Source organism: Agromyces neolithicus (genome assembly GCF_039529735.1).
Lineage (GTDB): Bacteria > Actinomycetota > Actinomycetes > Actinomycetales > Microbacteriaceae > Agromyces > Agromyces neolithicus.
This window is the reverse complement of record NZ_BAAANJ010000006.1, coordinates 155885-182178: the sequence shown is the minus strand read 5'-3', so window position 1 is coordinate 182178 and position 26294 is coordinate 155885. Positions and strand designations below refer to the sequence as shown.

The 26294-nt window shown below is 69.9% G+C and carries 22 protein-coding genes; 15 read left to right on the top strand and 7 right to left on the bottom strand.

The annotated features are described in order from the left end of the window. Positions 1–10 precede the first annotated feature (10 nt). Positions 11–421 (bottom strand): VOC family protein, encoded by a 411-nt coding sequence (locus ABD164_RS09655; RefSeq protein WP_344295698.1) that lies wholly within the window; start codon positions 419–421, stop codon positions 11–13. 106 nt (positions 422–527) lie between these two features. On the opposite strand from ABD164_RS09655, the gene ABD164_RS09650 reads away from it, so the two are divergent. Genes ABD164_RS09650 through guaA form a run of 3 tightly spaced genes read left to right on the top strand, consistent with a single transcriptional unit; the run spans position 528 to position 3199 of the window. After that, positions 528–1121, top strand: coding sequence for a TetR family transcriptional regulator (locus ABD164_RS09650; protein ID WP_344295697.1), 594 nt, complete (start codon positions 528–530; stop codon positions 1119–1121). A gap of 9 nt (positions 1122–1130) precedes the next feature. After that, positions 1131–1610, top strand: a complete 480-nt coding sequence (locus ABD164_RS09645) for a DUF3817 domain-containing protein (protein ID WP_344295695.1) — start codon at positions 1131–1133, stop codon at positions 1608–1610. Beyond that, entirely contained in the window at positions 1607–3199 is a 1593-nt protein-coding gene (gene guaA, locus ABD164_RS09640) for a glutamine-hydrolyzing GMP synthase (RefSeq protein WP_344295694.1), read from the top strand. Before ABD164_RS09645 ends, guaA begins: the two co-directional genes overlap by 4 nt. 371 nt (positions 3200–3570) lie before the next feature. Here guaA and ABD164_RS09635 read toward each other — a convergent pair whose 3' ends face one another. Then, positions 3571–4380: a Bax inhibitor-1/YccA family protein gene (locus ABD164_RS09635; RefSeq protein WP_344295693.1), complete on the bottom strand. Its 810-nt coding sequence runs from the start codon at positions 4378–4380 to the stop codon at positions 3571–3573. Positions 4381–4533: 153 nt separating this feature from the next. Here ABD164_RS09635 and ABD164_RS09630 point away from each other — a divergent pair, with 153 nt between their 5' ends. The 3 genes from ABD164_RS09630 (at position 4534) to ABD164_RS09620 (ending at position 9693) form a co-directional block, all read left to right on the top strand. After that, complete coding sequence (locus ABD164_RS09630) at positions 4534–5592, top strand: glycerophosphodiester phosphodiesterase family protein (protein ID WP_344295691.1); 1059 nt, start codon at positions 4534–4536, stop codon at positions 5590–5592. Positions 5593–6160: 568 nt separating this feature from the next. Further along, the gene (locus ABD164_RS09625) at positions 6161–8629 is read left to right on the top strand and encodes an ATP-dependent helicase (RefSeq protein WP_344295690.1); all 2469 of its coding nucleotides are present in this window, start codon (positions 6161–6163) and stop codon (positions 8627–8629) included. Then, positions 8626–9693: an FUSC family protein gene (locus ABD164_RS09620; RefSeq protein WP_344295689.1), complete on the top strand. Its 1068-nt coding sequence runs from the start codon at positions 8626–8628 to the stop codon at positions 9691–9693. The genes ABD164_RS09625 and ABD164_RS09620 overlap by 4 nt, the downstream gene beginning before the upstream one ends. Positions 9694–9835: 142 nt before the next feature. Here the strand turns inward: ABD164_RS09620 and ABD164_RS09615 are convergent, their stop codons facing one another. Continuing rightward, entirely contained in the window at positions 9836–10417 is a 582-nt protein-coding gene (locus ABD164_RS09615) for a dihydrofolate reductase family protein (RefSeq protein ID WP_344295688.1), read from the bottom strand. 63 nt (positions 10418–10480) lie between these two features. Continuing rightward, entirely contained in the window at positions 10481–11320 is an 840-nt protein-coding gene (locus ABD164_RS09610; protein ID WP_344295687.1) for a helix-turn-helix domain-containing protein, read from the bottom strand. A 289-nt stretch (positions 11321–11609) separates the two neighbouring features. On the opposite strand from ABD164_RS09610, the gene sucC reads away from it, so the two are divergent. Both sucC and sucD read left to right on the top strand, forming a co-directional pair. Beyond that, the gene (gene sucC / locus ABD164_RS09605) at positions 11610–12776 is read left to right on the top strand and encodes an ADP-forming succinate--CoA ligase subunit beta (RefSeq protein ID WP_344295686.1); all 1167 of its coding nucleotides are present in this window, start codon (positions 11610–11612) and stop codon (positions 12774–12776) included. A 37-nt stretch (positions 12777–12813) separates the two neighbouring features. Then, entirely contained in the window at positions 12814–13716 is a 903-nt protein-coding gene (gene sucD, locus ABD164_RS09600) for a succinate--CoA ligase subunit alpha (protein WP_344295684.1), read from the top strand. 148 nt (positions 13717–13864) lie between these two features. On the opposite strand, the gene ABD164_RS09595 is transcribed toward sucD, so the two are convergent. Continuing rightward, a complete protein-coding gene (locus tag ABD164_RS09595) occupies positions 13865–15730 on the bottom strand; it encodes a hemagglutinin (RefSeq protein ID WP_344295683.1) in 1866 nt (621 codons plus the stop codon). A 340-nt stretch (positions 15731–16070) separates the two neighbouring features. Here ABD164_RS09595 and ABD164_RS09590 point away from each other — a divergent pair, with 340 nt between their 5' ends. The 7 genes from ABD164_RS09590 (at position 16071) to ddaH (ending at position 24438) form a co-directional block, all read left to right on the top strand. Further along, on the top strand, positions 16071–16619 hold the full coding sequence (locus ABD164_RS09590; RefSeq protein ID WP_344295682.1) for a hypothetical protein: 549 nt from the start codon (positions 16071–16073) through the stop codon (positions 16617–16619). Positions 16620–16673: 54 nt separating this feature from the next. Continuing rightward, positions 16674–18206 (top strand): hypothetical protein, encoded by a 1533-nt coding sequence (locus ABD164_RS09585; protein WP_344295680.1) that lies wholly within the window; start codon positions 16674–16676, stop codon positions 18204–18206. 31 nt (positions 18207–18237) lie between these two features. After that, positions 18238–19560 (top strand): cell division protein PerM, encoded by a 1323-nt coding sequence (locus tag ABD164_RS09580; protein WP_344295679.1) that lies wholly within the window; start codon positions 18238–18240, stop codon positions 19558–19560. Positions 19561–19569: 9 nt separating this feature from the next. Further along, on the top strand, positions 19570–20163 hold the full coding sequence (gene purN / locus ABD164_RS09575; RefSeq protein WP_344295678.1) for a phosphoribosylglycinamide formyltransferase: 594 nt from the start codon (positions 19570–19572) through the stop codon (positions 20161–20163). After that, positions 20160–21770, top strand: a complete 1611-nt coding sequence (gene purH, locus ABD164_RS09570; protein ID WP_344295676.1) for a bifunctional phosphoribosylaminoimidazolecarboxamide formyltransferase/IMP cyclohydrolase — start codon at positions 20160–20162, stop codon at positions 21768–21770. Before purN ends, purH begins: the two co-directional genes overlap by 4 nt. 284 nt (positions 21771–22054) lie before the next feature. Beyond that, positions 22055–23149, top strand: a complete 1095-nt coding sequence (locus ABD164_RS09565; protein WP_344295674.1) for a Glu/Leu/Phe/Val dehydrogenase family protein — start codon at positions 22055–22057, stop codon at positions 23147–23149. Between the two features lie 29 nt (positions 23150–23178). After that, complete coding sequence (gene ddaH / locus ABD164_RS09560) at positions 23179–24438, top strand: dimethylargininase (protein WP_344295673.1); 1260 nt, start codon at positions 23179–23181, stop codon at positions 24436–24438. Between the two features lie 125 nt (positions 24439–24563). Here ddaH and ABD164_RS09555 read toward each other — a convergent pair whose 3' ends face one another. Together ABD164_RS09555 and ABD164_RS09550 are read right to left on the bottom strand one after the other, a co-directional pair. Next, on the bottom strand, positions 24564–25244 hold the full coding sequence (locus tag ABD164_RS09555) for an ABC transporter ATP-binding protein (protein WP_344295671.1): 681 nt from the start codon (positions 25242–25244) through the stop codon (positions 24564–24566). Beyond that, the gene (locus tag ABD164_RS09550) at positions 25241–26293 is read right to left on the bottom strand and encodes an ABC transporter ATP-binding protein (protein ID WP_344295670.1); all 1053 of its coding nucleotides are present in this window, start codon (positions 26291–26293) and stop codon (positions 25241–25243) included. The genes ABD164_RS09555 and ABD164_RS09550 overlap by 4 nt, the downstream gene beginning before the upstream one ends. Position 26294: the final 1 nt, after the last annotated feature.

Below are 26294 nucleotides of genomic sequence, written 5' to 3'. Positions count from 1 at the left end.
ATCGCGAGGTTCAGACGTCGATGCCGAACGCCTCGGCGAACTCGGGCGCCGGCGGGATTTCGGTGATGACGTCGACGAGCGCGCCGCCCGGGTCGCGGACGATCACATGGCGCTGGCCGAACGGCTCGCTGCGCAGCGCCTGCACGACCGGCACGCCGGCCGCCTCGAGCCGGGCCGCGACGGCGTCGACGTCGTCGAGCTCGAGATTCACGAGCACGCCCCGAGCCGCCTCGCCGTAGCCGGCCGGCACCGACGGGTGCGCCGGGTCGAGCAGGGCGAGCTCGTCGCCGGAGTCGGGATGCCGAAGGCTCACGTACCAGTCGGCCTCGAACGCCGACTCGAATCCGAAGTGCTCTCGGTAGAACGCCGCGCTCGCGGCGACATCGGGGGTGCAGAGGACGGGGTAGCAGCTGCGGAGCATCGGTCGGTCCCTTCGTCGGTACGCTCTCGAGAAGATACGTACAGTCTGTATGTATACTTAGACTATGACATACAGTGTGTATGTCAAGTGCTCGAAGGGGGATCGAATGGCCACGAAGGCCGAACAGCGCGAGCGCACCCGCGCCGAGATCGTGCGGATCGCGACGCGGCGATTCGCGGAGTCGGGCTACGCCGGCGTGGCGCTCGAAGACCTCGTCGCCGAGGCCGGGCTCACCCGGGGGGCGCTGTACCACCACTTCGGAAGCAAGCAGGGGCTGTTCCAGGCGGTCGTCGAGCAGGCGCAGGCGGGTGTGGCCGAGGCCGTCGAGCACGCGGCATCCGGGCATGACGACGTGCTCGGCGACTTCCTCGCCGGCTGCCGCGCGTTCCTCGAGGCGAGTCTCGCGCCCGAGGTCCGGCGGATCCTGCTCGTCGACGGGCCCGCGGTCCTCGGCTGGGACGCGTGGCGCGACGGCGACCTCGACACCAGCGTGCGGCACCTCGATGCCGGCGTGGCCGAACTCGCCGATGCGGGCGTCATCGACGGGGAACTCGACACGGTCGCCGCACTGCTGTCGGGCGCGCTCAACGAGGTCGCACTCGTGAACGCGCGCGCCCACGACCACGAGCGGGGCATCGACGCCGCCGTCGACGTGGTGCGCCGCATGCTGCGCGGTCTCGCGCCCGTACGCGGCACGTAGACTGTTCGCATGCCCCTCGAGCCCAAACTCGCCGATCTGCCGCGCATCCGCGGGGCGCTTCGCCTCTACCAGGTCGCCTCGGTCATCACCGGTGTCATGCTGCTGCTGCTCTGCGCAGAGATGATCATGAAGTACGCCTTCGGGCTCGAGCTCGAGCTCGGCGGGCCGCACGGGTTCCTCGCGTTCGTGCCGGTCGACACGGTGATCGCGGTCAACCTCTCGACCGGCATCCTCATCGCCCACGGCTGGTTCTACGTGCTGTACCTGTTCAGCGACTTCCGCCTCTGGAGCCTCATGCGCTGGCGGTTCCCGCGCTTCATCCTCATCGCGCTCGGCGGCATCATCCCGTTCCTGTCGTTCTTCCTCGAGGCGCGCATCGGGCGCGAGGTGCGCGCATACCTGGCGTCGCGTGAGACCGAGGCGGCAGCCGATGCCGCGAGTCAGGCCGTCCCGTCCAGCACCGCCGAATCCGTGGAGGCACCGCAGTGACCGAACCGCAGCAGCCGTCGACCGAACAGCGGCCCGTGCTCGTCGTCGACTTCGGCGCGCAGTACGCCCAGCTCATCGCGCGGCGCGTGCGCGAGGCATCCGTGTATTCAGAGATCGTGCCGCACACGATCACGGCAGCCGAGGTCGCGGCCAAGAATCCGGTGGGCATCGTGCTCTCGGGCGGGCCGTCGTCGGTCTACGAGGCGGGCGCGCCCGCACTCGACGAGGGCATTCTGCGGCTCGGCGTGCCGACGCTCGGCATCTGCTACGGCTTCCAGGTCATGGCGCAGCAGCTCGGCGGCGAGGTCGCGCACACCGGGCACCGCGAGTACGGCTCGACCGCGGTCACCGCGCGCACCGACGACGACAACACACTGCTCGCCGGCCAGCCCGAGGCGCAGATCGTGTGGATGAGCCACGGCGACTCGGTCTCGAAGGCGCCCGAGGGTTTCGAGGTGCTCGCCTCGACCGCGACGACGCCGGTGGCGGCGTTCGCGAACGACGAGCAGGGCTTCTACGGCGTGCAGTGGCATCCCGAGGTCAAGCACTCGGCGTTCGGCCAGCAGGTCATCGAGAACTTCCTTCACCGGGCGGCGGGAATTCCCGCCGACTGGAATTCGGGCAACGTCATCGCCGAGCAGATCGAGCGGATCCGTTCGCAGGTGGGCTCGGCCCGCGTGATCTCGGCGCTCTCGGGCGGGGTCGACTCGGCCGTCTCGACGGCGCTCGTGCAGCAGGCCGTCGGTGACCAGCTGACCGCCGTGTTCGTCGACCACGGGCTGTTGCGCAAGGGCGAGCGCGAGCAGGTGCAACAGGACTATGTGGCTGCGACGGGTGTGCGCCTGGTCACCGTCGACGCCGCCGACATCTTCCTCGACGCGCTCGCCGGGGTCAGCGACCCCGAGGAGAAGCGCAAGATCATCGGGCGCGAGTTCATCCGGGCGTTCGAGCAGGCCGAGCGCGACCTCATCGCCGAGGCCGCCGCCTCGGGCGAGCCGATCAAGTTCCTCGTGCAGGGCACGCTGTATCCCGACGTGGTCGAGTCGGGCGGCGGCACGGGCACCGCGAACATCAAGTCGCACCACAACGTGGGCGGCCTGCCCGAAGACCTGCAGTTCGAGCTGGTCGAACCGTTGCGCACGCTCTTCAAAGACGAGGTGCGGGCCATCGGTCGCGAGCTCGGGCTGCCCGAGGCGATCGTCGGCCGCCAGCCGTTCCCGGGGCCGGGTCTCGGCATCCGCATCGTGGGCGAGGTCACCCGTGACCGTCTCGACCTGCTGCGCGAGGCCGATGCGATCGCGCGCGAAGAACTGACCGCCGCAGGTCTCGACCAGGAGATCTGGCAGTGCCCGGTCGTGCTGCTCGCCGACGTGCGATCGGTCGGCGTGCAGGGTGACGGCCGCACCTACGGTCACCCGATCGTGCTGCGACCCGTTTCGTCTGAAGACGCCATGACCGCGGACTGGACGCGGCTGCCCTACGACGTGCTCGCGCGCATCTCGAATCGCATCACCAACGAGGTCCCCGAGGTCAACCGGGTCGTGCTCGACGTCACGTCGAAGCCGCCGGGAACCATCGAGTGGGAGTGAGTGGCGCGCCCGACGTCGCACCAGCGTGAGCGACGCGCGGGAGCAAGATTAGCCGGCGGGAGCAAGCTTCGCAGGTTGCTCCCGTCGCCCAAGGTTGCTCCCGCACGACGCGGCACGGCCGGCGTCGTCGGCGCTCATCCCGCGGCGATGGCCCGGGTCGATCAGCTCCGACGGCTCAGCGCATGACGAGTCGCAGGAGCGTCTGCGCGACATGCCGCACAGTACCGGCGTGTCGCGCAGACGCTCCTGCAACTCGGCGCGCCCTGGCACCCCATCCTGAAACGACGAACGGCCGCCCCCTTCGACAGGCGCAGGGGCGGCCGTTCAGGTCTCGATACGGCGCTGCGCGCCTACTCGACCAGCGGAGGAGGTCAGTCGCTCGACTGCACGATCGCGAGCATGCGCAGGATCTCGAGGTAGAGCCAGATGACGGTGACCATGATGCCGAACACGCCCATCCACTCGTACTTCTTCGGAGCGCGGTTGCGCACGCCCTGCTGGATGAAATCGAAGTCGAGCACGAGCGAGTAGGCCGCCATGATGACGACGAGGACGCCGAGAATCAGGCCGATCGGGATGCCGAAGATCTCTTCGGAACGCAGCCCGAAGGCGTTGTCGGTCACGCCGAAGAGCATGAGCCCGAGGTTCACGAGCGAGAACACCAGGTAGCCGACCATGGCGATCAGGAAGATCTTCGTGGCCTTCTTCGACGCACGGATCTTGCCCGAGGCGAAGAGCGCGAGCGTGACGCCGACCACCACGAGGGTGGCGATGACGGCCTGCCCGACGATGCCGGGGCTGATCGCCTCGTACCAGGCCGAGATGCCGCCGACGAAGACGCCCTGCACGCCGGCGTAGGCGAGCACGAGCGCCGGTGACGGCTGCTTCTTGAATGTGTTCACGAGCGCCAGCACGAAGCCGACGATGCCGGCGCCGATCCACAGGAACGGCAGCGACTCGGTGGTGACCCAGCCGATGGCCGCGCCCACGAGCAGCAGGCCGAAGGCCGCGACCGACTTCTGGATGGTCGTGTCGATGGCCATCGTCTCGCCGGCCGGCGGCGTGGAGGGCTGGTTGTAGATCTCCTGCAGTTGCTGTGCCGAGATGTCTTGCGCTGCGGCCACGGCTCCCTGCTGCGAGAAGGCGGAATTCCGCGCGAATGCGGGATTGTCGAGAGCCATGGGTTCCTCTGCTTTCGGCTGTCGTCGGTGCGGGGGATCGGCGCGGATGCGGCATCCGTGCCAGTGACAAATCTACCCGAGTTCTTCGGGACAACGCCGTGAGTTCTCGCGGAATTCCGCGGCGTTGGCGGTGGTGCTGACTACGCTGGGCGGATGCAGCCCGACCTCGCCCAGCATCCGCTCGTCATCGGCCACCGGGGCGCACCGGGCTACCGCCCCGAGCACACCCGCTCGGCGTATGAATTGGCGTTCGCGCTCGGCGCCGACGCAGTCGAGCCCGACATCGTCGCGACGCGCGACGGCGTGCTCGTGCTGCGTCACGAGAACGAGATCTCGGGCACCACGGATGTCGCGACACGGACTGAATTCGCCGGCCGACGCACGACACGCGCGGTCGATGGGGTCGCCCTCACCGGGTGGTTCACCGAGGACTTCACGTGGGCCGAGCTCGCCACCCTGCGCGCACGAGAGCGGCTCGGCGGCGTCAGGCAGCCGAGCGCGAGCTTCGACGGGCGCTACCCGATCATGCGGTTGCGCGAGTTGTTCGCGCTCATCGACACCGCCGCCGACGAGCAGCGCCGGCTCATCCGCATGGTCGCCGAGTTCAAGCACGCCGCCCACTTCGCGGGGTTGGGGCTGCCGCTCGACGAGCTGTTCGCGGCCGAACTCGACGCCGCAGGCTGGGGCGCGGGCGACGAGCGGCTCATCATGGAGGCGTTCGAACCGACCCTGCTCGACCGGCTCGGGGCACGGGGCATCCGGGGCAAGCGGGTCCTTCTCATCGAGGGGCGCGGCGTGCCGTGGGATCTCGTGCTCGAACAGGGTCGGCAGGCGCCGAAGTACGACGCGTTCGTCACGGCGGCAGGGCTCGCGGCGCTCACCGGTCGGTTCGACGGCGTGAGCGTGGGCAAGGGGCGGCTCATCGCCGCGTCGAAGGCGACGGATGCCGCGACCGCGGGTGACCCGCACGCCGGGCCTCTGACCGGGGCCCGACTCGTCGAGGCCGCGCACGCTGCCGGCCTCGAGGTGTACACGTGGACGCTTCGCCCCGAGAACCGGTTCCTCGAACCTCGCTTTCGGCGTGGCAGCGTGCGCGCCGCCTACGGCGACTGGGCCGCCGAGTTCGCCGAGGTGCTGGCGACCGGCGTCGACGGCATCTTCGTCGACCACCCCGACCTCGGCGTCGACGCGCGCGCGGCGGCGGTCGAGTAGGCGCGCTACCTCGTCCTCGTCGGTCGAGCAGGCGCGTCACCTCGTCGGTCGAGTAGGCGCGCCAGCGCCGTATCGAGACCACTCGACTCGCGAAAGGTCGGTGCGTCACGGGCGCCAGCCGCTGCGGCGCGGCGAGTGGTCGAGCAACTCGAGGATCGTGTCGCTCGGTGTCTCGCGGTGCACTCTGATGACGTGCCAACCGGCCCGCGCGAGGGCATTGAGGCGGCGCGCGCAGTCGGCGAGGGGTCACGCCATGACTCCGCGCCTCGACCACGCTGAACGGGGCGAGGGCGAGCTCGTGCGGCAGGGGGCGGGGGCGCGGCATTGGCCGAGGCTGCCACACGCGCGCCGGTGAAGGCGGCGGTTCTCCACAGCCGCCCTCGGTTGCTGCGACTCACCTCGAATCGTCGCTCGTGCCGGGGCTTGACGACCGTTTCGGGTGACTCGACGGCACGAGGGTCGGTAGGGCCCGGAGGGCGGGCGAGGGCGAGGGCGTGGGCGCAGGGAGGGCGGTTGACGGCGAGGGTACGGGGTGGGTGTCGGATGCCGCGCCTAGAATTGAGGGGACATGACGCTGATCCTCGACCCCGACGACCCGGCCGGCTGGCGCGAGGCGCCGACGGCATCCGCTGGTACCCCGAATTCCATCGGCTCGCGCCTCACCGACGGGCTCAACCCCCAGCAGCGCGAGGCCGTCGAGTACCGCGGGCAGGCGCTGCTCATCGTCGCGGGCGCCGGCTCGGGCAAGACCCGCGTGCTCACCCACCGCATCGCGAGCCTCATCGAGAGCCGTGAGGCGTGGCCGAGCCAGATCCTCGCGATCACGTTCACCAACAAGGCCGCTGCCGAGATGCGCGAGCGCGTCGAGGCGCTGCTCGGTGAAGGGGCATCCGGAATGTGGATCTCGACGTTCCACTCGGCGTGCGTGCGCATCCTGCGTCGCGAGGCCGAGTCGCTGGGGCTGTCGAGCACGTTCACGATCTACGACTCCGCCGACCAGCGCACGATCCTCAAGCGCATCATCAAAGAGCTCGACGCCGACACCATGGGGTTCACGCCCGCGAGCGCGCAGGCGAAGATCTCGAAGCTCAAGAACGAGCTCGCCGACGTCGAGACGTTCGCGCGCAACGCGAACATGAACGACCCGCAAGAGGTCATGTTCCTCGAGATCTTCCGCCAGTACACGCGGCGGCTGCGCGACGCGAGTGCGCTCGACTTCGACGACCTGATCGCCGAGACGGTCTACCTGTTCCGCGCGTTCCCGAAGGTCGCGGCGCTCTACCAGCGGCGGTTCCGGCACATCCTCGTCGACGAGTACCAAGACACGAACCATGCGCAGTACTCGCTGATCCGCGAACTCACTCGCCCGGTGGCTCGTGAGATCGTCGACGAGCTCGACGCGCACGGCATCCTCGTGCGCGGCATCGCCGACGATTCGGGGGCGATCCCGGGTGCGAGCCTCACGGTGGTCGGCGACTCCGACCAGTCGATCTACGCGTTCCGCGGCGCCGACATCCGAAACATCTCCGAGTTCGAGCGCGACTTCACGGGCGCCAAGGTCGTGCTGCTCGAGCAGAACTACCGGTCGACGCAGAACATCCTGTCGGCGGCGAACGCGGTGATCTCGAACAACTTCGACCGCAAAGACAAGAAGCTGTGGACGGCCGACGGCGACGGCGACCCCATCATCGGGTACACCGGCTACACGGCGCACGACGAGGCGCAGTTCGTCGCCGACGAGATCGAGTCATTGCACCGCGCGGGCGTCGCCTACCGTGACATCGCCGTGTTCTACCGCACCAACGCGCAGACCCGTGCGCTCGAAGAGATCTTCGTGCGCTCGGCGCTACCCTACCGCGTGGTCGGCGGCACCAAGTTCTACGAGCGCGCCGAGATCAAAGACGCGATGGCCTACCTCATCGCCGTCGCGAACCCGCTCGACGAGCTCGCGTTGCGACGCATCCTGAACACGCCCAAGCGCGGCATCGGCCCCGCAACCGAGACGGCGCTCGCGAGCTTCGCCGAGCAGAACGAGCTGTCGTTCCGCGAGGCGATGCGCGCGGCCGACGGTCTCGGCCTCGGCCCGAAGGTCACCTCCGCCATCACGACGCTCGCCACCGTGCTCGACGAGGCGGCGGCGATGCTCGTGCCCTCGGCCGAGGGCATGGCGGCCGGCACCAACCAGGGAGCGTCGAAGGTCTCCGACGTGCTCGTGTTCCTCGTCGAGCGCTCGGGGCTGCTCGAGACCCTGCGCAACAGCCGCGACCCGCAAGACGAGACCCGTGCCGAGAACGTCGAAGAGCTCGTCGCGCAGACCCGCGACTTCGACCGCGAGAACCCCGGGGCGACGCTCGTCGACTTCCTCACCCAGGTGTCGCTCGTGGCCGCCGCCGACGAGATCGACGACGCGTCGGGCACGGTCTCGCTCATGACGCTGCACACGGCCAAGGGCCTCGAGTACCACGCCGTGTTCCTCACCGGCCTCGAAGAGGGGCTGCTGCCCCACCAGATGTCGGCCTCCGAGCCGGGCGGCCCGGCCGAAGAACGGCGCCTCTTCTACGTCGGCATCACCCGCGCGCGCAAGAAGCTGCACCTCTCGCTCGCGATGAGTCGTGCCCAGTTCGGCGAGGTCGCCGTGGCCATGCCGTCGCGGTACCTGCAGGAGATCCCCGAGGGGCTCATCGACTGGCGGCAGTCGCCCGGCATGGCCACGAGCCGCGGCGGCACCCAGCCGCGCGCGCTCAACGCGCGCCGGCCCGGCGGGGCGTGGGGCACCCGCGACCGCGACCTCGAGCGGTTCAGCGTCACTCGCTCGGAGAAGCCCAAGACCGAATGGGCCAACCGGGTCACCGGCAATGTGCGCGACAACGGCGACCTCACCCTCGAGGCCGGCGACCGCATCCGCCACTCCGACTTCGGTGAGGGCAAGGTCACGCAGGTCACCGGCGAGGGCACCAAGCGCATCGCGCACGTGAGCTTCGACACCGCCGGGCAGAAGAAGCTCCTCATCAAGATCGCGCCGATCGAGAAGTTGTGAGCCCGACCGGCGCCGCCTCGCGCCTGCGTGCGTTGCGCACCCTCGAGTTCGAGGTCGGCATTCGCGCCGCGCTCGCCGCGGTGATTCCGCTCGTCGTGCTGCTCATGCTCGGGCACGTCGAACTCGCCCCATACGCTGCGTTCGGTGGCATGACCGCGATCTTCGGGCGAGGCGAGCACTACCGCGCACGCGCGCGAACCGTCGGCACGGCTGCGGTCGCGCTGGTCGCAAGCGTTGCGGCGGGCACGCTGCTCGCCGCGGCCGACGCACCGCTCTGGGCCGAAGCGCTCGCACTCGTCGCCGTGCTCATCGTCGGCACGCTCGTCGTGGCGGTGGCGCGCCTCGGCCCGCCGACCACCCTGTTCTTCGTCTTCGCCCTGCTCGTGTGCGCCGAGGTGCCAACGCCGACCGACCAGGTGGCCGTGCGCATCGCGATCACCGCGCTGTCGGCGGCCTTCGCCTTCGGCCTCTCCGTCTCGGGGTGGATGCTGCGCCGGTTCGGCGGTGAGCGGGTGCGGGCCGTGCTGAAAGAGTTGCCGAAGCATCCGCCGGCTCGGTTCGACGCACTCGGTGACCGGGCGGTCTGGCTGAACATCGCACAGGTCGTGCTCGCCGCTGTCGGGGCAGGGGCGGTCGCGCTCGCGTTCGGGGTGGGACATCCGTATTGGGCCGTCGTCGGTGCGATCGCCGTGGTGCCGCCGCCGGGCGCAGCGCACTCGCTCACTCGCGCGCGCCATCGCGTGTTCGGCACGATCGGCGGCGTGCTCGTGACCGCGCTCATCCTCTGGCCCGACCCGCCGGTCTGGGTGCTCATCATCGTGATCGGCATCGCGCAGTTCGGTGCCGAGGTGCTCGTCGGGCGTCACTATGGCGCCGCGATGCTGTTCGTCACCCCGCTCGCGCTCGTCGTGTCGTGGATCGCGTCGCCGAGCGACCCCGGCGGGCTGCTCGTCGATCGTGTGATCGAGACGGTGATCGGCTGTGCGGTGGGTGTGGTGCTCGTGCTCGCCGGCAGGTTCGTCGAGTCGCGGTGGGGCCGGCTCGCACCGGCCGACGGGCGCTGATCATGGAACAGGAGCGTCGCGAGCGAGTCATCGCGTGGCCGCGGCGGTCGTGGCGCCGCGGCCGCCCGTCCCGACCGCGCCGACGTGGTGCACAACCGCGTGGCGATGCTGCACGCCGAACGCGGCGTCTCTCGTCGCGAACTCAGCGGCGCACCCGATAGCGCAGGTGAAGCACCCGGCTGGCCTGGACAACTACGTCTGGGTCTTCCAGCAGGTGCTGCGCGTCGACGGAGCCGAAGTAGCGCTTGCCCGACCCGAAAACGACGGGGGCGACATCCATGCGCACCTCGTCGACCAGGCCTGCGGCGAACATCTGGCCGCCGACGTCGCCGGCTGCGACCTCGACGATGCGGTCACCCGCGAGTTCCTGAGCCCTGGTCACGGCCGCCTCGATGCCGTCGACGAAGTGGAAGGGCGCGGCGGGGTCCCACCCTTCGGGCGCCGGGCGGTGCGTCACGACGACGACGTGGTCGATCCCGCTCGGAGGCTTCCCGTCCCAGCCGTCGGTGATGTCGAAGCTGTGGCGGCCGGCGATCGTCACCCCGATCTGGTCCCAGTACGGCCGGATGTGGTCGTAGGACGCTTGCGACACGTTCAGTACGCCACTGTCGTCCAACGGCACGTCACCGTTGACCAACCATTCGAACAGTGCGCCGGGATCGTCGTTCTCAGTCGCGATGAAGCCGTCCACCGAGACCGACGCGTTCATGACCACGTTCCCCATGGGATTCTCCTTTGCTCGAAGTCCCCAGTCTCGCGGGTCGTGAGTCGGCGCTCTTGTAAGAAATCAATCGGCCGGCAGCGGCCAGCCCTCCAGCGCGTGGTCGGGATGTTCGCGGATGAAGCGTTGCCGGACCTCGACATAGCGGGTCGGCGTGAGCCCGGTGAACTCCTGGAACTCGTGGACGAAGTGGGCCTGGTCGAAGTAGCCTGCGCCAGCGGCAACGTCGCCCCAGTCGATAGGTGCGGCTACGTTGATCGCCAGCACGGTGGCGGTGAATCGGTAGCTTCGCGCCAGCCGCTTCGGCGTGACGCCGACGACCTCCTTGAATCGCTTCGCCAAGTACGTGCTGCTGACGCGGGCTGCCGCGCCGAGTTCGCTGATCGGCACCGCTCCGCCGGTTTCCGCGATGGCGCTGCTCATGTGGCGGACGATGTCCAAGCCGTTGATCGTGCGCAGCCGTCGCACCAGTTCTTCCTCGAGCAACATCAACATTTCGTGCGGTGCGTCCGCCGAGGTCAGTCGGTGTCGCAACTCAGCGATAGCGGGCCGGCCCCAGATCTGTTCCACCGTCGCCGGTCGGTCGCACAACTCGGCCGCGGGCACCGGAAGGAACGGTGCCAGCCCCCACGGCCTGAAGTGGACGCCCACGGACCGGGTCGGGGTTGGGTAGCCGAACTCCCACGCACGGGTGGGCGTGGTGACCGCGCAGCCGTCGCTGTATTCCACGGCTTCTACGTCGGTGCCGGCGCGGATGAGAAACGGCGCCCCGAGGTTGACGATGAGCAGCGGCGCGGGCGCCGCCGGCAGCAGCAACCGGGAGTACGGCGGGTCACCCTCCAGGTAGTAGAGGTCGTCGATCATCCCGTCGAGCTGCGGACCGGGCACCCTCGACACATACTCCACGCCGACATTATCGCCGACGGCCCATCAGGCATCACGCGCCGCTGCAGGCATCGAGTGGGGCGGTGCCGAACGTTCGACCAGATCATGCCTCGGGGCACCGGTCGTCCGGGGGACCGCACCCCGCGGTATCCGCTCGATTCTCGGCTCGCCGCAGCAGGCAGTACCATGGAGGGCGGCCCAACTTATCTTGACGTCGAGATGATTCGGCACGGCATGAATCGGCACGGCCGGGCCACAACCCACCAGCCCCTGTGCGCGACCGCGCGTGCGGATCGATTGGAAGTAGAGCGTGGATCTTTACGAGTACCAGGCCAGAGACCTGTTCGAGAAGTACGGGGTGCCGGTGCTCCCCGGCATCGTCGCCGATACGCCCGATGAGGTGCGAGCCGCTGCCGAGAAGCTCGGCGGTGTCGTCGTCGTCAAGGCCCAGGTGAAGACCGGCGGCCGTGGCAAGGCCGGCGGCGTCAAGGTCGCGAAGACCCCCGACGAGGCGTACGAGGCCGCCAAGGCCATCCTCGGGCTCGACATCAAGGGCCACGTCGTCAAGCGCGTCATGGTTGCGGGCGGCGCCCGCATCGCGCAGGAGTTCTACTTCTCGGTGCTGCTCGACCGCGCCAACCGCTCGTACCTCTCGCTCACGAGCGTCGAGGGCGGCATGGAGATCGAGCAGCTCGCGGTCGAGAAGCCCGAGGCGCTCGCTCGCATCGAGGTCGACCCGATCGCGGGCGTCACCGTCGAGAAGGCACGTGAGATCGCGGTCGCCGCGAACTTCCCGGCTGAGCTCGTCGACCAGGTCGCCGACGTCTTCGTGAAGCTCTACGAGGTGTACAAGGGCGAAGACGCGACGCTCGTCGAAGTGAACCCGCTCATTCTCGACGAAGACGGCAACATCATCGCCCTCGACGGCAAGGTGTCGCTCGACGAGAACGCCGAGTTCCGTCACGCCGGCCACGCGCTGCTTGAAGACAAGGCGGCCGCCGACCCGCTCGAGGCCAAGGCGAAAGAGCTCGACCTCAACTACGTCAAGCTCGACGGCGAGGTCGGCATCATCGGCAACGGCGCGGGCCTGGTCATGTCGACGCTCGACATCGTCGCCTACGCGGGCGAGAACCACGGCGGCGTGAAGCCCGCCAACTTCCTCGACATCGGCGGCGGCGCGTCGGCCGAGGTCATGGCCAATGGCCTGTCGATCATCCTCGGCGACGCGCAGGTCAAGAGCGTGTTCGTGAACGTGTTCGGCGGCATCACCGCGTGCGACGAGGTGGCCAAGGGCATCGTCGGCGCGCTCGCCGAGCTCGGTAAAGAGGCGAACAAGCCTCTCGTCGTGCGTCTCGACGGCAACAAGGTCGACGAGGGCCGCCGCATCCTCGAGGAGGCGGCGCACCCGCTCGTCACCCTCGCCGAGAACATGGACCAGGGCGCCGACAAGGCCGCCGAGCTGGCGAACGCCGCGTAGTCGGCCGTCGTCGCAGAGAAGGAACAGGACTCCAACAATGACGATCTTCCTGAACAAGGACAACAAGGTCATCGTGCAGGGCATCACCGGCGGCGAGGGCTCGAAGCACACCGCGCGCATGCTCGCGGCGGGCACCCAGGTGGTCGGCGGCGTGAACGCCCGCAAGGCGGGCACCACGGTGCTGCACAACGACCAGGCCGGCAACCCCGTCGAGCTGCCCGTTTTCGCGTCGGTCGCCGAGGCGATCGAGAAGACGGGTGCGGATGTCTCGATCGCCTTCGTTCCCCCGGCGTACACGAAGGACGCCGTGGTCGAGGCCATCGATGCCGAGATCCCCCTGCTCGTGATCATCACCGAGGGCGTGCCCGTGCAAGACTCTGCGGAGTTCTGGGCCTACGCCAAGGAGAAGGGCGAGAAGACGCGCATCATCGGCCCGAACTGCCCCGGCATCATCAGCCCCGGTGAGGCCCTCGTCGGCATCACCCCGGCGAACATCACCGGCAAGGGCCCCATCGGCCTCGTCTCGAAGTCGGGCACGCTCACGTACCAGATGATGTACGAACTGCGCGACCTCGGCTTCTCGACCGCCATCGGCATCGGCGGCGACCCGATCATCGGCACGACGCACATCGACGCGCTCGCCGCGTTCGAGGCCGACGCCGAAACCAAGGCCATCGTCATGATCGGCGAGATCGGCGGCGACGCCGAAGAGCGCGCGGCCGACTTCATCAAGGCCAACGTCACGAAGCCCGTCGTCGGCTACGTCGCAGGCTTCACCGCGCCAGAGGGCAAGACGATGGGCCACGCCGGCGCGATCGTCTCGGGCTCGGCGGGCACCGCCCAGGCCAAGAAAGAGGCACTCGAGGCCGCCGGAGTCAAGGTCGGCAAGACGCCCAGCGAGACCGCGCAGCTGCTGCGTGAGGTCTACGCCGCGTTGTAAGAGATGAGCGGATGTCGCGACATCCGCTGCTCGCATGAAGCTGCCCCGCCGGAAACCCGGCGGGGCAGCTTCGTCATGCACTCCCTCTCACGTCACGGATCGATCGCGATGTCGATTCTCAGGCGAGCGGGATCAGCATCTGCTCACCTCACTGACTGCTGACATCACCCCCGTTCGTGATGGTCAGCACCGACGTCTCGTGGCAGGTGGCGCCGATGTCCTCCTGCGCCGGGTTGGTGCTGTCGTAGTTGACGCGCCACGAGAACGATCCGCTCACCAGCTGAGGCGTGGTGTTGGTCGTCGACACCGTCTGCGGCGAGGCTCCGGCCACGGCCACGTTCAGCTCCGTGTAGATGGGGCTGCCGGTGCACATCGCGTTGTCGAACAGCTCGAAGTCGACGTTGCCCGCCAGATTGCCACCTGCAGGCGCCGACACGGTCACCGAGTCGTTCGGCACCCACTTCTGCGCGCTCGACAGCGTCGAGGGCACGGTGTTGACCACCACATCCTCGTCGGCATCGGTGCACGCGGCGTTGTGGGTGAGCCCGACGGTGTTCGGCAGGTTGCCGCTGTAGACGGCGACCCAGTGGTACTCGCCGGGAGCGGTGGGTACGAACTGCGGAGCAGGCGAGTTGTACGTGCCGTCACCGCTGACTGCCACCGTGGTCGACGTGTAGGCAAGCGTGGAGCAGTCGTCCGGCCCGAACAGCTTGAAGGTGATCGTGCCTCCAGCCGCGGGCCCCGCAGTGCCGGTCAGGTTGATGACCGGGTTGGCCGGCTGGGTGGCCGTCCCGCCCAGGGTTGCCGAGTCCGTCACGGCGTTGCCGAGGAAGACGTCCGCACCAGCGGTGGTCGCCAAGGTCGCCGTCACCGGGTTCACCATGAAGCACTCCGTCGCGCTTGCGTCACTCGAGCCGGGGATGCCGTTGGCAGCATCGCCGGTGAACTCCGCCCGCCAGCAATACCGGCCGGCGGATGTGACGTAGGCGGTCGGCGACGAAACGGTCACCGGGTACGCAGCGCCCGTGAGGTTCGTCGAGCCGACGCTCGTCCCTCCGGCGGTGCACAAAGCAGGTGCGTCGACCTTGCAGAGGTGGAACGCCACCGAGCCCGCCGGGGTGGCTGTGCCACCCGTCAAGCTCACGACAGCCGAGTCCTTCACGGGTACGACGCCCGTGCCGATCGACAGGCCGCCCATCGGGATGCCGGCACCGGCACCGGTCTTCGGCGTGGTCACCGTGGTCGAGGTGCAGTTGCTGATCGGCGGTGTCGTCGCGAGGATCGTGTCCTTGTAGTCCGCGGTGTCGGAGTTGCCGGTCACCGTGCTCGGAATGGTGTTGGCGAAGGAGAGGCACGCGGTGGACCCCCCGAAGATGGTGTCCGTCAGGTTGACGGCGGCTTCACCACGGAACCCGTCGGCGCTGTAGGCCGCCTGCGACACTGTGGCGTTGAGCGCGGTCGGCGCGCCGAGGAGCAGCGTGCCCGTGCTGTCGTCCCAGACCCGCAGGAACAGGTCGAGACTTCCGCCCTGCTGGTCCCAGAGGATCATGAAGTCGCCATCGGATCGGTTGGCCCAGGGGTTGCAGTCGGCGATCAGGTCTTCCTCGGTCGCCGTCTCGTAGGCGCAGGCGGCGGGAGCCTTCTCCTTCATGAACTCGTAGGCGATGAAGCCGCTGCCGGTGTTCTTGTCACGCTCCCAGGCGAAGTACAGCCAGTCGTCGTCGGTGATGGCCTCCTTCTCGACGTCGAGCCAGGCTCGGCGCAGGTCGACCTGCGCGTTCGGGTTGGTGTCGCCCAGAGTGGGCACGGCATCATCGTGGATGACGCCGATCTTCGTGGTGCTCGAGTTGAGCGGTCCGAGCTCTTTCACGTTGCCGAACACATCGGTGATCTCGGTGGTTCCGCCGTCCGGCACGACGCCGTCTATGTCGAACGGGCCGTCCGCCGCGAGCGCCGGGCTCGCGACCAGGATCATCGCGACAGCAAGACAGCTCGCCGCTCCTGCAGCGAGCACCCGACGCGTCCTCGTGGATTTGTCGGATGTTCGGATTCGGGTTGTGAATGGCATCATCGCCTCCGGGTTGGGGATTCAGTCCGAATCGGTCGATTCGGACGCGTCCTCTCGGTGGAGACGGTGCGGCGGTGCGCGGGCGCGATCTACGTGCGGGTGACTGTCGGTCCCGGTCGACACTCGGGTGTGATCGTCGACCGGGCGCATCGAACCCGAGAGGAGTCTCAGGCTCACGCCGCAGGCTACTCCTCGCCGGCCCCCGCGAGAAGTGAATATGAGTGAATCTCACTACCCAAAACGGGGGACACAGGCGCGAACGACTGCATCGTGAGAAAGTGGCTGCATGCAACGAGAGCGACCCGAGGCGTCGCGCCGGCGTGGCGAGGGTTCCGGCAACGAGGCGGCCGCGTTCCTGGTGCGTTCCGCGTTCATCACCGAGGAGGCCGTGTACGGGGTCATCCTCGTGTCGGGCATGATCGTCGTCGCCAGTGCGGGCGAGGCGAGCGTCTGGCCGGTGTTCTGGAAGGTGCTCGGTACCGTGATCGTGTTCTGGGCGGCGCACGTGTACGCCGGCACCGTGGCGCGCCACGGGCTCGACGACGACGAAGACCTGGGCCTGCGGGAGGCCTTCAGCGCCTCGCTGCGGCGATCGCTCGGACTGCTGCTGTCGGCATTCATCCCGCTGTTCATCCTGCTGCTCGGGGCCACTCGCGCAATCGACGACGCACTCGCGCTGTGGACCGCGCTGTGGGCCGGCGTCGTCGTCTTGGCCGTGCTGGGGTTCATCGCGTTCCGGCGGCGTGGGGCGGCGTGGCCCATGCAGGTCGTCGGCGCCCTCGCCACCGCGGCGTTCGGCGTCGTCATGATCGGACTGAAGGCATTCATCCATTGAGCGTGATGCGCTCTGCTCGCCGCTGACGCTAGCCTCATCCCAGAGGGGGTCCTCATGGCTGCGATGACGAAGACCGAACTCGAGGGGCGCATCGCGCAACTCGAGGCCGAGAATGCACGATTGCGTTCCGATGCCACTGCCACCGCCGATCTCGGTGAGGGTCTGGCCGCGACATCCGAGCCGGCAGCGCCAGTGAAGCGCCGACGCGGGCGCACCGTCGCCGCCGTCGTGCTCGTGGTCGTCGCACTGCTGCTCGCACCCGTCGCGGTGATCTCGGCGTGGGCGCGCATCCAACTCGTCGACACCGACCAGTTCGTCGCCACGTTCGCGCCGCTCGCTGAAGAACCAGCGGTGCAGTCGTACATCGGCGACCAGGTCACCGCAGCGATCGAGGAGCAGGTCGACATCCCGACGCTGACCTCCGACCTCTTCGACGGCCTCAAGCAGCTCGACCTGCCGCCGCGCGCCGAGCAGGCGCTCGGCCTGCTCGAGGCGCCGGCCACCCAGGGGCTGCAGTCGCTCGTCTCGGGCATCGTCGACCGGCTCATCGAGTCGCCGGCGTTCGCCGAGATCTGGCGCGCGGCGCTCACCCGCAGCCACCAGGCCTTCGTGGCCGCGGTGCAGGGAGATCCGAACGCCGCGCTCGCGATCGGCGGTGACGGCACCGTTTCAGTGCAGCTCGGCCCGGTCATCGAGGCCGTGAAGGACCGCCTCGAGCAACAGGGGGTCGCCTTCGCCGCCAACATCCCCGTGGTCGAGCGCAGCATCGTCATCGCCCAGAATGACGCGTTCGTGCTGATCCAGACCATCTATGCACTCGCGGTGGCCGTCGGCACGTGGCTGCCCTGGGTCTGCCTCGCACTGCTCGCGGCGGGCGTGTTCGTCGCGAAACGTCGCACCGTGGCGCTCGTGTGGACTGCGGCCGGGCTCGCCCTGACCATGCTCATCCTCGCCGCAGGCCTTGGCATCGGCCGCACGTTCTTCATCGGCACCGTGAGCCCGTCGATCATGCCGTCCGACACCGCGTCGGTGTTGTTCGACGGCCTCGTCGAGCTCATGCTCTCGACCATCGTCGCGTTCCTCGTGCTCTCACTGCTCGTCGCCGTGATCGGTTGGTTCTCGGGCCCGTGGCGCCCGGCGCGAGCGGCCAGGGAGTTCGCCGGTGCAGGATTCGCGAGCGCACGCAGGGCTGCCGCCCGGCACGGCGTGACGACCGGCTCGTTCGGCATCGGCCTCGACCGCTGGCGCGGCGCGGTCTACATCGCCATCGCCGTGATCGCCGCGGCCGTGGTGCTCTTCAACCGGCCGGTCACCGTGAGTGCCGTCATCTGGACCGTCGTTCTGGCCCTCATCGCCGTGGTGATCGTCGAACTGCTGCGAAGGCCGCCCGCAGAGGTCGCCGAGCTCGAATCGGAGGGTGCCGCGGTTGACGCGAGCACCGGGGTCGCGACATCCGACACCGCTGTCATCGAGCCCGAATCCGAACCCGAATCCGACGCCGCGCTCGGCGACACGTCGGTGCTCGACGCCGGCGACGCGACGGAGGCGAGCGGGCATCCGACCGACCCCGCACGTCCTGTCGGCTGACGCGGCCGCCTCGGGATAGGCTCCCCGAGGAATGAGACGCACGACGATCGCCCTGCTGGCCGCCCTCGAGGCCGCCGTCGCAGCGCTCATCGGACTCGGAATCGCCCTCGTGCCGCTCATGCTGTTGTGGGCGGTGCAGTACGGGCTCACGGTCGACGTGACCGTGTTCCTGCGTGCCGCCGCCGACGTGTGGCTGCTCGGCCATGGGGTCGACCTCACCGTGCAGCTCGACCCGATCACGGCGGGCGGCCTCGGCCTGCCCGGCGCCGACCAGCCGTTCGCGATCACGATCGCGCTGCTCGGCTTCGCGCTGCTGTCGGTCGCGGCGGGTCGTCGCATCGGGCGCCGTTCGGCGGCGGGCGGTCACTCGATCACCGGCGCGGTCGCGGCCGTCGTCGTCTACGCTGCCGTCGGCGCCACCCTCGCGATCGTCGCCGGGGCCGACGTGGCGCGCGCCTCGATCTGGCAGGCGACACTGCTTCCCGCCGTCACGGTGACGATCGGCGTGGCGATCGGCGCGGTCGCCGAAACGCTGCGCGAACCCTCGCCGACCGATGCCGCCGGGGGATTCTTCCGCGAACGACTCGGCGATCTTCCGCGCGGGGTGCTCGATGCCATCACCGCGGCGGTGCGCATCGGCGCGGGCGCCGCGTTCGCGCTGCTCGCTGTCGCGGCGGGGTTGCTTGCCGTGCTGATCGCGCTCGACTACACGACGATCGCCGGTCTCTCGCAGTCGCTCGGCGCGGGCGTCGACGGGGGCATCGCTCTGCTCGTCGGCGAGCTCGCGTTCCTCCCCAACCTGGTGGTGTGGCTCGCGGCCTGGATGCTCGGTCCAGGGTTCGCTCTCGGCACCGGAACGGTCGTGGCGCCCGGGGGCACCCTGCTCGGGCCCGTTCCCGGCATTCCGCTGCTCGGCGCGATCCCCGCTGCCGCGCCCCTTGTCGGCGTCCTGTGGCTGCTCGTGCCCGTGCTCGCCGCGTTCATCGGCGCCTGGCTGGTGCAGGGTGACGTGCGCGACGGATGGCCCGGGGCGGGGCCCGCCTCGCCGGGCGCAGCGGTGCCGTGGTGGCGGCCGATCGCGGTCGGCGCGGGCGCGGCAGCGGTGGCGGGGGTCGTGCTCGGACTGCTCGCATGGTGGTCGGGCGGCGCGGCCGGTCCGGGACGGCTCGCAGATGTCGGGCCCGATGCCTGGGTCGTCGCCGGCGTCGCTGCCGCGACGGTCGGTGTCGGATCGATCGCCGGCGGTCTCACCGCCCGAATGCAGACGCGGGCGCCGACCACCGGTCGTACTTCGGCGACGCCGGACCGTTCGTCTGGGCTCCCTTCGACAGGTTCAGGGAACGGCAACCGGTAGGCTCGAGAGGTGCAGAAGCTCGTCGTGCTGATCTCGGGCGCTGGATCCAACCTCCGGGCACTGCTCGAAGCCGCTGAAGACGCCGAGTTCCCCGCCCGGGTCGTCGCGATCGGCGCCGACCGGCAGGCCGACGGACTCGTGCTCGGCGAGGAGTTCGGCATTCCCACATTCAGCGTGCCGTTCACCGCCTACCCCGACCGCGACTCGTGGGGCGCCGCCCTCATCGACGAGGTTCGTCGTTGGGAGCCCGACCTCGTTGTGCTGTCGGGGCTCATGCGGCTCGTGCCGCCCGCCGTCGTCGACGCGTTCTCGCCGCACCTCATCAACACGCACCCCGCCTACCTGCCCGAGTTCCCCGGCGCCCACGCCGTGCGCGACGCGCTCGCTGCTGGGGTCGACCAGACCGGTGCGAGCCTCATCGTCGTCGACAACTCGGTCGACGGCGGCCCGATCATCGCGCAGGAGCGCATCCCGGTGCTGCCCGGCGACACCGAGTCGACCCTGCACGACCGCATCAAGCCCGTCGAGCGACGCCTGCTCATCGAAGCCGTGCTCGACATCGCCAATTCGCACCTCGACCTGAAGGAACTCGCGAGATCATGAGCACGCATTCGATCGACTCGAGCCTCTACCGTCACCGCGATCGTGTGCGCGTGCGCCGGGCGCTCGTCGCCGTCAGCGACAAGCGCCGGCTCGTCGAACTGGCCACGGCGCTCGACGGCGCGGGCGTCGAGATCGTCTCGACCGGCGGCACTGCCGCGGCGATCGCCGCAGCCGGGCTGCCCGTCACCCAGGTGCCCGAGGTCACGGGGTACCCCGAGCACCTCGACGGCCGTGTGCGCACCCTGCATCCCGGCGTGCATTCGGGCCTGCTCGCCGACCTGCGCCTCGAAGACCACGAACGCCAGCTCGCCGAGCTCGGCATCAAGCCCTTCGAACTCGTCGTCGTGAACCTCTATCCGTTCACCGAGACCGTCGCCGCGGGCGCCGAGCCCGACGCCGTGATCGAGCAGATCGACATCGGCGGCCCGGCCATGGTGCGGGCGTCGGCGAAGAACCACGCCAACGTCGCGGTGGTCGTCTCACCCGACCGGTACGACGAGATCATCGCGGCGGTCGAGGCGGGCGGCACCACGCTGGCTCAGCGCGCGGCGCTGGCGCGCGAGGCGTTCCGGCACACGGCGACCTACGACATCGCCGTCGCGTCGTACATCGGCAGCGTCGTCGCGCCCGACCAGCCTGCAGCGGAGTCGCCGTTCCCCGCCTGGGTGGGCGGCAGCTGGACCAAAGACGCCGACCTGCGCTACGGCGAGAACTCGCACCAGAAGGCGGCGCTCTACGCCTCGCAGGGTGGCCGCCCCGGCATCGCCCAGGCCGTGCAGCTGCACGGCAAAGAGATGTCGTACAACAACTACGTCGACGCCGACGCGGCCGTGCGGGCCGCATTCGACTTCGACGAGCCCGCCGTCGCGATCATCAAGCACGCGAACCCGTGCGGCATCGCCGTGGCGTCGCCCGGGGCATCCGACCCCATCGCCGACGCGCACCGTCGCGCGCACGAGTGCGACCCGGTCTCGGCGTTCGGCGGCGTGATCGCGGCCAACCGCACGGTGACCCGCGAGATGGCCCAGACCGTCTCGGGGATCTTCACCGAGGTGCTCGTGGCGCCGGCGTTCGAGGCCGAGGCCGTCGAGCTGCTCACCCAGAAGAAGAACATCCGCCTGCTCACGCTGCCTGAGGGCTTCACGCCCACGGCGGTCGAGCTGCGCCAGGTGTCGGGCGGCGCGCTGCTGCAGCAGGCCGACCGGCGGTTCTCGCCGGCGTCCGAGTGGACCCTCGCGGCGGGCGACCCCGTCGACGCGGCCACCCTCGCCGACCTCGAGTTCGCGTGGACCGCCTGCCGCGCCGTGAAGTCGAACGCGATCCTGCTCGCCTCAGGCGGCGCCTCGGTCGGCGTCGGCATGGGCCAGGTCAACCGGGTCGACTCGTGCAAGCTCGCGGTCGAGCGGGCGGGCGATCGCGCCGCGGGCTCGGTCGCGGCATCCGACGCCTTCTTCCCGTTCGCCGACGGACTGCAGATCCTCATCGACGGCGGCGTGCGCGCCGTCGTGCAGCCCGGCGGCTCGGTGCGCGACGACGAGGTCGTCGCGGCGGCCCGCGCGGCCGGCATCACGATGTACTTCACGGGCGAGCGGCACTTCTTCCACTAGTCTCCGATGCGCGCCGAGGCGTGCGCGCGGGTACGGGGTGCGCGCCGCAACTTCGGAGATCTGCGCCGAATCGGAGCGATGCGGCGATCCGACTCCGATTCACGGCGTATCTCCGAGGTTGTGGCGGCGCTGGAGCCGGGAAGAGTCGGGAGGGATGGGAGGGCTCAAGGAGTCTCCGATGCGCGCCGAGGCATGCGCGCGGCGGTACCCTTGAAGTGAACCTGCGCTCACGAGGCGCGGGCACCGTTCCGCCCACGAAGCGGATGATTCGAGGAGAACGATCGATGACGATCACACATGCCCCGGCTCCCCCTGCCGCCGAGGTCAACGCAGCACTTCCCACCGAGGCGCCCGACCACGAACGGGTGCTCATCACCCGCGGCCCTCGCTCAGGCCTCACCATCATCGTGGCCGTGCATTCGACGCGGCTCGGCCAGGCCCTCGGCGGTGCACGACTCTGGCGCTACAGCCACTGGACCGACGGTCTCGCCGACGCCCTGCGCCTCTCGCAGGCGATGACCATGAAGAACGCCGCAGCGGGCCTCGCGCGCGGCGGCGGCAAGTCGGTCGTGGCCATCCCCGCGGGCGTCACGCTCGACGACGCGCAGAAGCGCGACGCGATGCTCGACCTCGGCGACGCCGTCGAGTCGCTCGGCGGCGCCTACATGACCGCCGAAGACGTCGGCACCAGCGCCGAGCTCATGGCTGTCGTGCACGAGCGCACCGAACACGTCTGCGGCCTGCCGGCCGAGCAGGGCGGCGTCGGCGAGCCCGCCGACGCGACCGCAGCCGGCGTTCACGCCTCGATCATCGCGACGCTCGGCCACGTGTTCGGTTCGACCGACGCCACCGGCCGCCACCTCGTCATCTCGGGCCTCGGCCAGGTGGGCGGGCGCCTCGCGCGCAGCCTCGCGGCCGCCGGTGCGCGACTGACGGTCACCGATGTCGCGGCCGACAAGCGTGCCCTCGCCGACGAGCTCGGCGCCGCGTGGGTCGACCCGGCCGACGCGCACCGCGTCGAGGCCGACGTGTTCGTGCCGTGCGGCCTCGGCGGCGTGCTGACGCCCGAGGTCGTCGACGAGTTTCGCGTGCGTGCCGTGGTCGGTGCCGCGAACAATCAGCTCGCCTCGCGCGACGTCGCGCGGTTGCTCACCGAGCGCCGCATCGTGTGGGCGCCCGACTTCGTCGTCAACGCCGGCGGCGTCATCTACCTCGACGTGGCGAGCGAACCCGACGCCGACCAGGCCGCACTCGACGCGCGCATCGCCGGCATCGGCGAAACGGTCGTCGCCGTGCTGCGCGACGCCGAGCAGCGCGGCTCGACGACGCTCGAAGCGGCCGAGCGACTCGCCCGCGCACGGCTCGACGCCGCACGCTGAGGGCGCGGCACGGCCAGTAGGCTCGTGCCATGACCTCCCCCGTTCCATCACCGTCGTCGGCGCCTGCCCGGTACACGCCCGAGGCGAGCCCGGCGCGACGCACGGTGGCCGTACTGCTCTCGGCCGCGGCGGTCGCGCTCATCGCGCTCGCCGCGGCCGTGCTCGCGTTCTTCATCGGCAACGGGCAGGCGCCCACGGTGTTCGGGCGGGTCTTCGGGCATTTCGCGCTCGCGGCCACGATCAGCTGGGTGCTGCTCGTGGTCGCGAACGCGCTCGGTGCGACCCGCGTGTGGTTCCTCGCACTGCTCACCGGGTTCGCGTCGTCGTGCCTCGCGGCGCTCATCGCGACGACGTTCACGGTGGGCGCCACGTCGCGCAACCCGTTCTCGGGGGCGCTGTTCGTGTTCGTGATCAGCTCGCTCGTGAGCCTCAACCTGATCTTCATCCTCGCGGTGATCCTCGCCGAGGTCTTCATCGCGCCGCGCGTCATGCGGGGCGTCCTCGGGCACACGCCCGAGTGGCCACCACGTCGCATCGCGCTCGTGCGCATCCCCGCGTCGAACCTCGACGAGGGCGAGCTCACGCATTTCGAGCGCCGCCCCATCGACCACGACCTCGCCGACGAGCAGTGGGACAATTACGTCGCCGCGCTCGCAGCAGAGGGCTGGGAGACCGTCGAGATCGACGCCGCGCCCGAACTCGCCGATTCGGTGTTCGTCGAGGACACGGTCGTGATGTTCGGCGACCTCGCGGTGATCACGAACCCGGGGGCCGAGTCGCGCCGGCCAGAGGTCGATGCCGTCGAGCGCACGGTGCGCGCGATCGCGGGCATCACCGTCGAGCGCATCGAGGCGCCGGGAACGCTCGAGGGCGGCGATGTGCTGAAGGTCGGGCCCGTCGTCTACGTCGGCGCGTCGTCGCGCACGAACGCCGAGGGCATCCGCCAGCTGCGCGAGCTGCTGACGCCGCACGGCTACCAGGTCGTCGCCGTGCCGATCACCAAGGCGCTGCACCTGAAGAGCGCCGCGACGGCACTGCCCGACGGCACGATCATCGGCGATCCTGCACTGCTCGATGTCACGAGCGTCTTCGCGACCTTCCTGCCCGTGCCTGAGCCCGAGGGCGTGGCGGTCGTCGAACTCGGCCCGACGTCGCTGCTGATGTCGGCGTCGGCACCGCAGACGGCTGCGAAGCTGTCGGCGCTCGGCTACCGCGTAGTCACCGTCGACATCGGCGAGTTCGAGAAGCTCGAGGGATGCGTCACGTGCATGTCGGTGCGGGTGCGCTGACGGCTGCGCTCTGGGCGGGGCTGCGCTCTGGGCGGGGCTGCGCTCGCTGAGTTGAAGGATGATCGGTGCGACGCGCCGTCGGCACGCGGCGAGTCGCCTGAATCCTCCTGCGACTCGGCGCCGGCTCAGAGATCATGTGTGCGCACGCGTCCGTCGTGCAGTTCGAGCACGCGGTCGGCGCGGCCGACGAGTGCGGCGTCGTGCGTAGTCACCACGGCGGCGACGCCGCGGGCGTGCACGAGCTCGCCGATGAGGTCCATGACGGTGGCGGCGGTGCCGCTGTCGAGCTGGCCCGTCGGCTCGTCGGCGAGCAGCACCTGCGGACGCGCGGCGAGCGCCCGCGCGATGCCGACACGCTGCTGCTGGCCGCCCGAGAGCTCGTAGGGGCGTTGCGCCGCGTGCGCCGCGAGCCCCACGAGCTCGAGCGACTCGGCCACCCGTGCCTCGCGTTCGGCGGGCTGCATGCGCGCAAGGCGCAGCGGCACCTCGACGTTCTCGGCAGCCGAGAGCACCGGGACGAGCCCGAACGACTGGAACACGTAGCCGAGCCGGTCGCGTCGCACGGTCGCGAGGGCATCCTCGCCGAGCGCCGACAGCTCGTCGTCGCCGAGCCGCACCCGGCCCGAGGTCGGCCGATCGAGGCCGCCGAGCAGGTTCAGCAGCGTCGTCTTGCCGGCGCCCGAGCGGCCCGTGACGACGAGCAGCTCGCCCGGGTGCACTTCGAGCGACACGTCGTCGACGGCGTGCACCGCACCGCCGCGACCCTCGAACACCCGGCTCACGGATTCGGCGCGCAGCGCGCTCATCGTTCCTCCTCGGGTCGGGAATCGGCATGGGATTCGGTGTCGGATGCCACCGCCGCAGGTTCGGCGACGGTTTCGGTGTCGGATGCCCCGGCCGCGTGCCGCGCTCGCGGCCTCGGCGAGTCGGGGGCATCGGAGTTCGGGGCCCGCCCGGCCGGGCCATCGGCTCGCCCGTCGTGACCCGGCCACACGCCGACGTGGTCGGGCTCGAGTGCGAGGCGAACGCGGTCGCGCAGCTCGAGCGACTGCACGAACTCGTGCGGCAGCTGCAGCCGGCCGACGCGGTCGAGCACCGCGAACTCCTCGGCGATGTGCTGCTCTTCGCCGTGCTCGTCGACGCGGGTGGAGCGCAGCACCTCGGTCGACGTGCGACCGTCGCGAATCTGCACGGTGCGCCGCACGTGCCCCGAGACCCCGGGGTCGTGCGTGACGATGAGGGTGGTCACGCCGAGCTCGAGGTTGACGCTGCGCATCGCCTCGAGCACGGCCGCCGAAGTCGACTCGTCGAGCTCACCGGTGGGTTCGTCGGCGAGCAGCACGACCGGGTCGTTCGCGAGCGCGACGGCGATCGCCACGCGCTGCTGCTGCCCGCCCGAAAGCTCGCCGGGGCGGCGATCGCGCGCGTCGCCGACCTCGAGCAACTCGAGCAACTCTTCGATGCGGGCGGCACGGGCCGCCCCGCGTCGGCCGCGGGCCACGTTCATGGCGAGGGCGATGTTCTCGGCGGCAGTGAGGTACGGGAGCAGGTTGCGTGAGGTCTGCTGCCACACGAAGCCCACGGTGTGCCGCCGATATGCGACCCGTTCGCGCGAGCCCATGGTGAGCAGGTCATGGCCCGCGACCCGGGCGGCCCCGGCCGTGGCCGTGTCGAGGCCCGAGAGGATGGTCAGCAGCGTGGACTTGCCCGATCCCGACGCCCCGACCACGGCGACCATCTCGCCCGGGTCGACACGCAGGTTGAGCCCCTGCAGGGCCTGCACCTCGACGCCCTCTGCGGTGAAGATGCGCACGAGGTCGGTGCACAGGATGTGCGGTTCAGGCGCGGTGGCCATG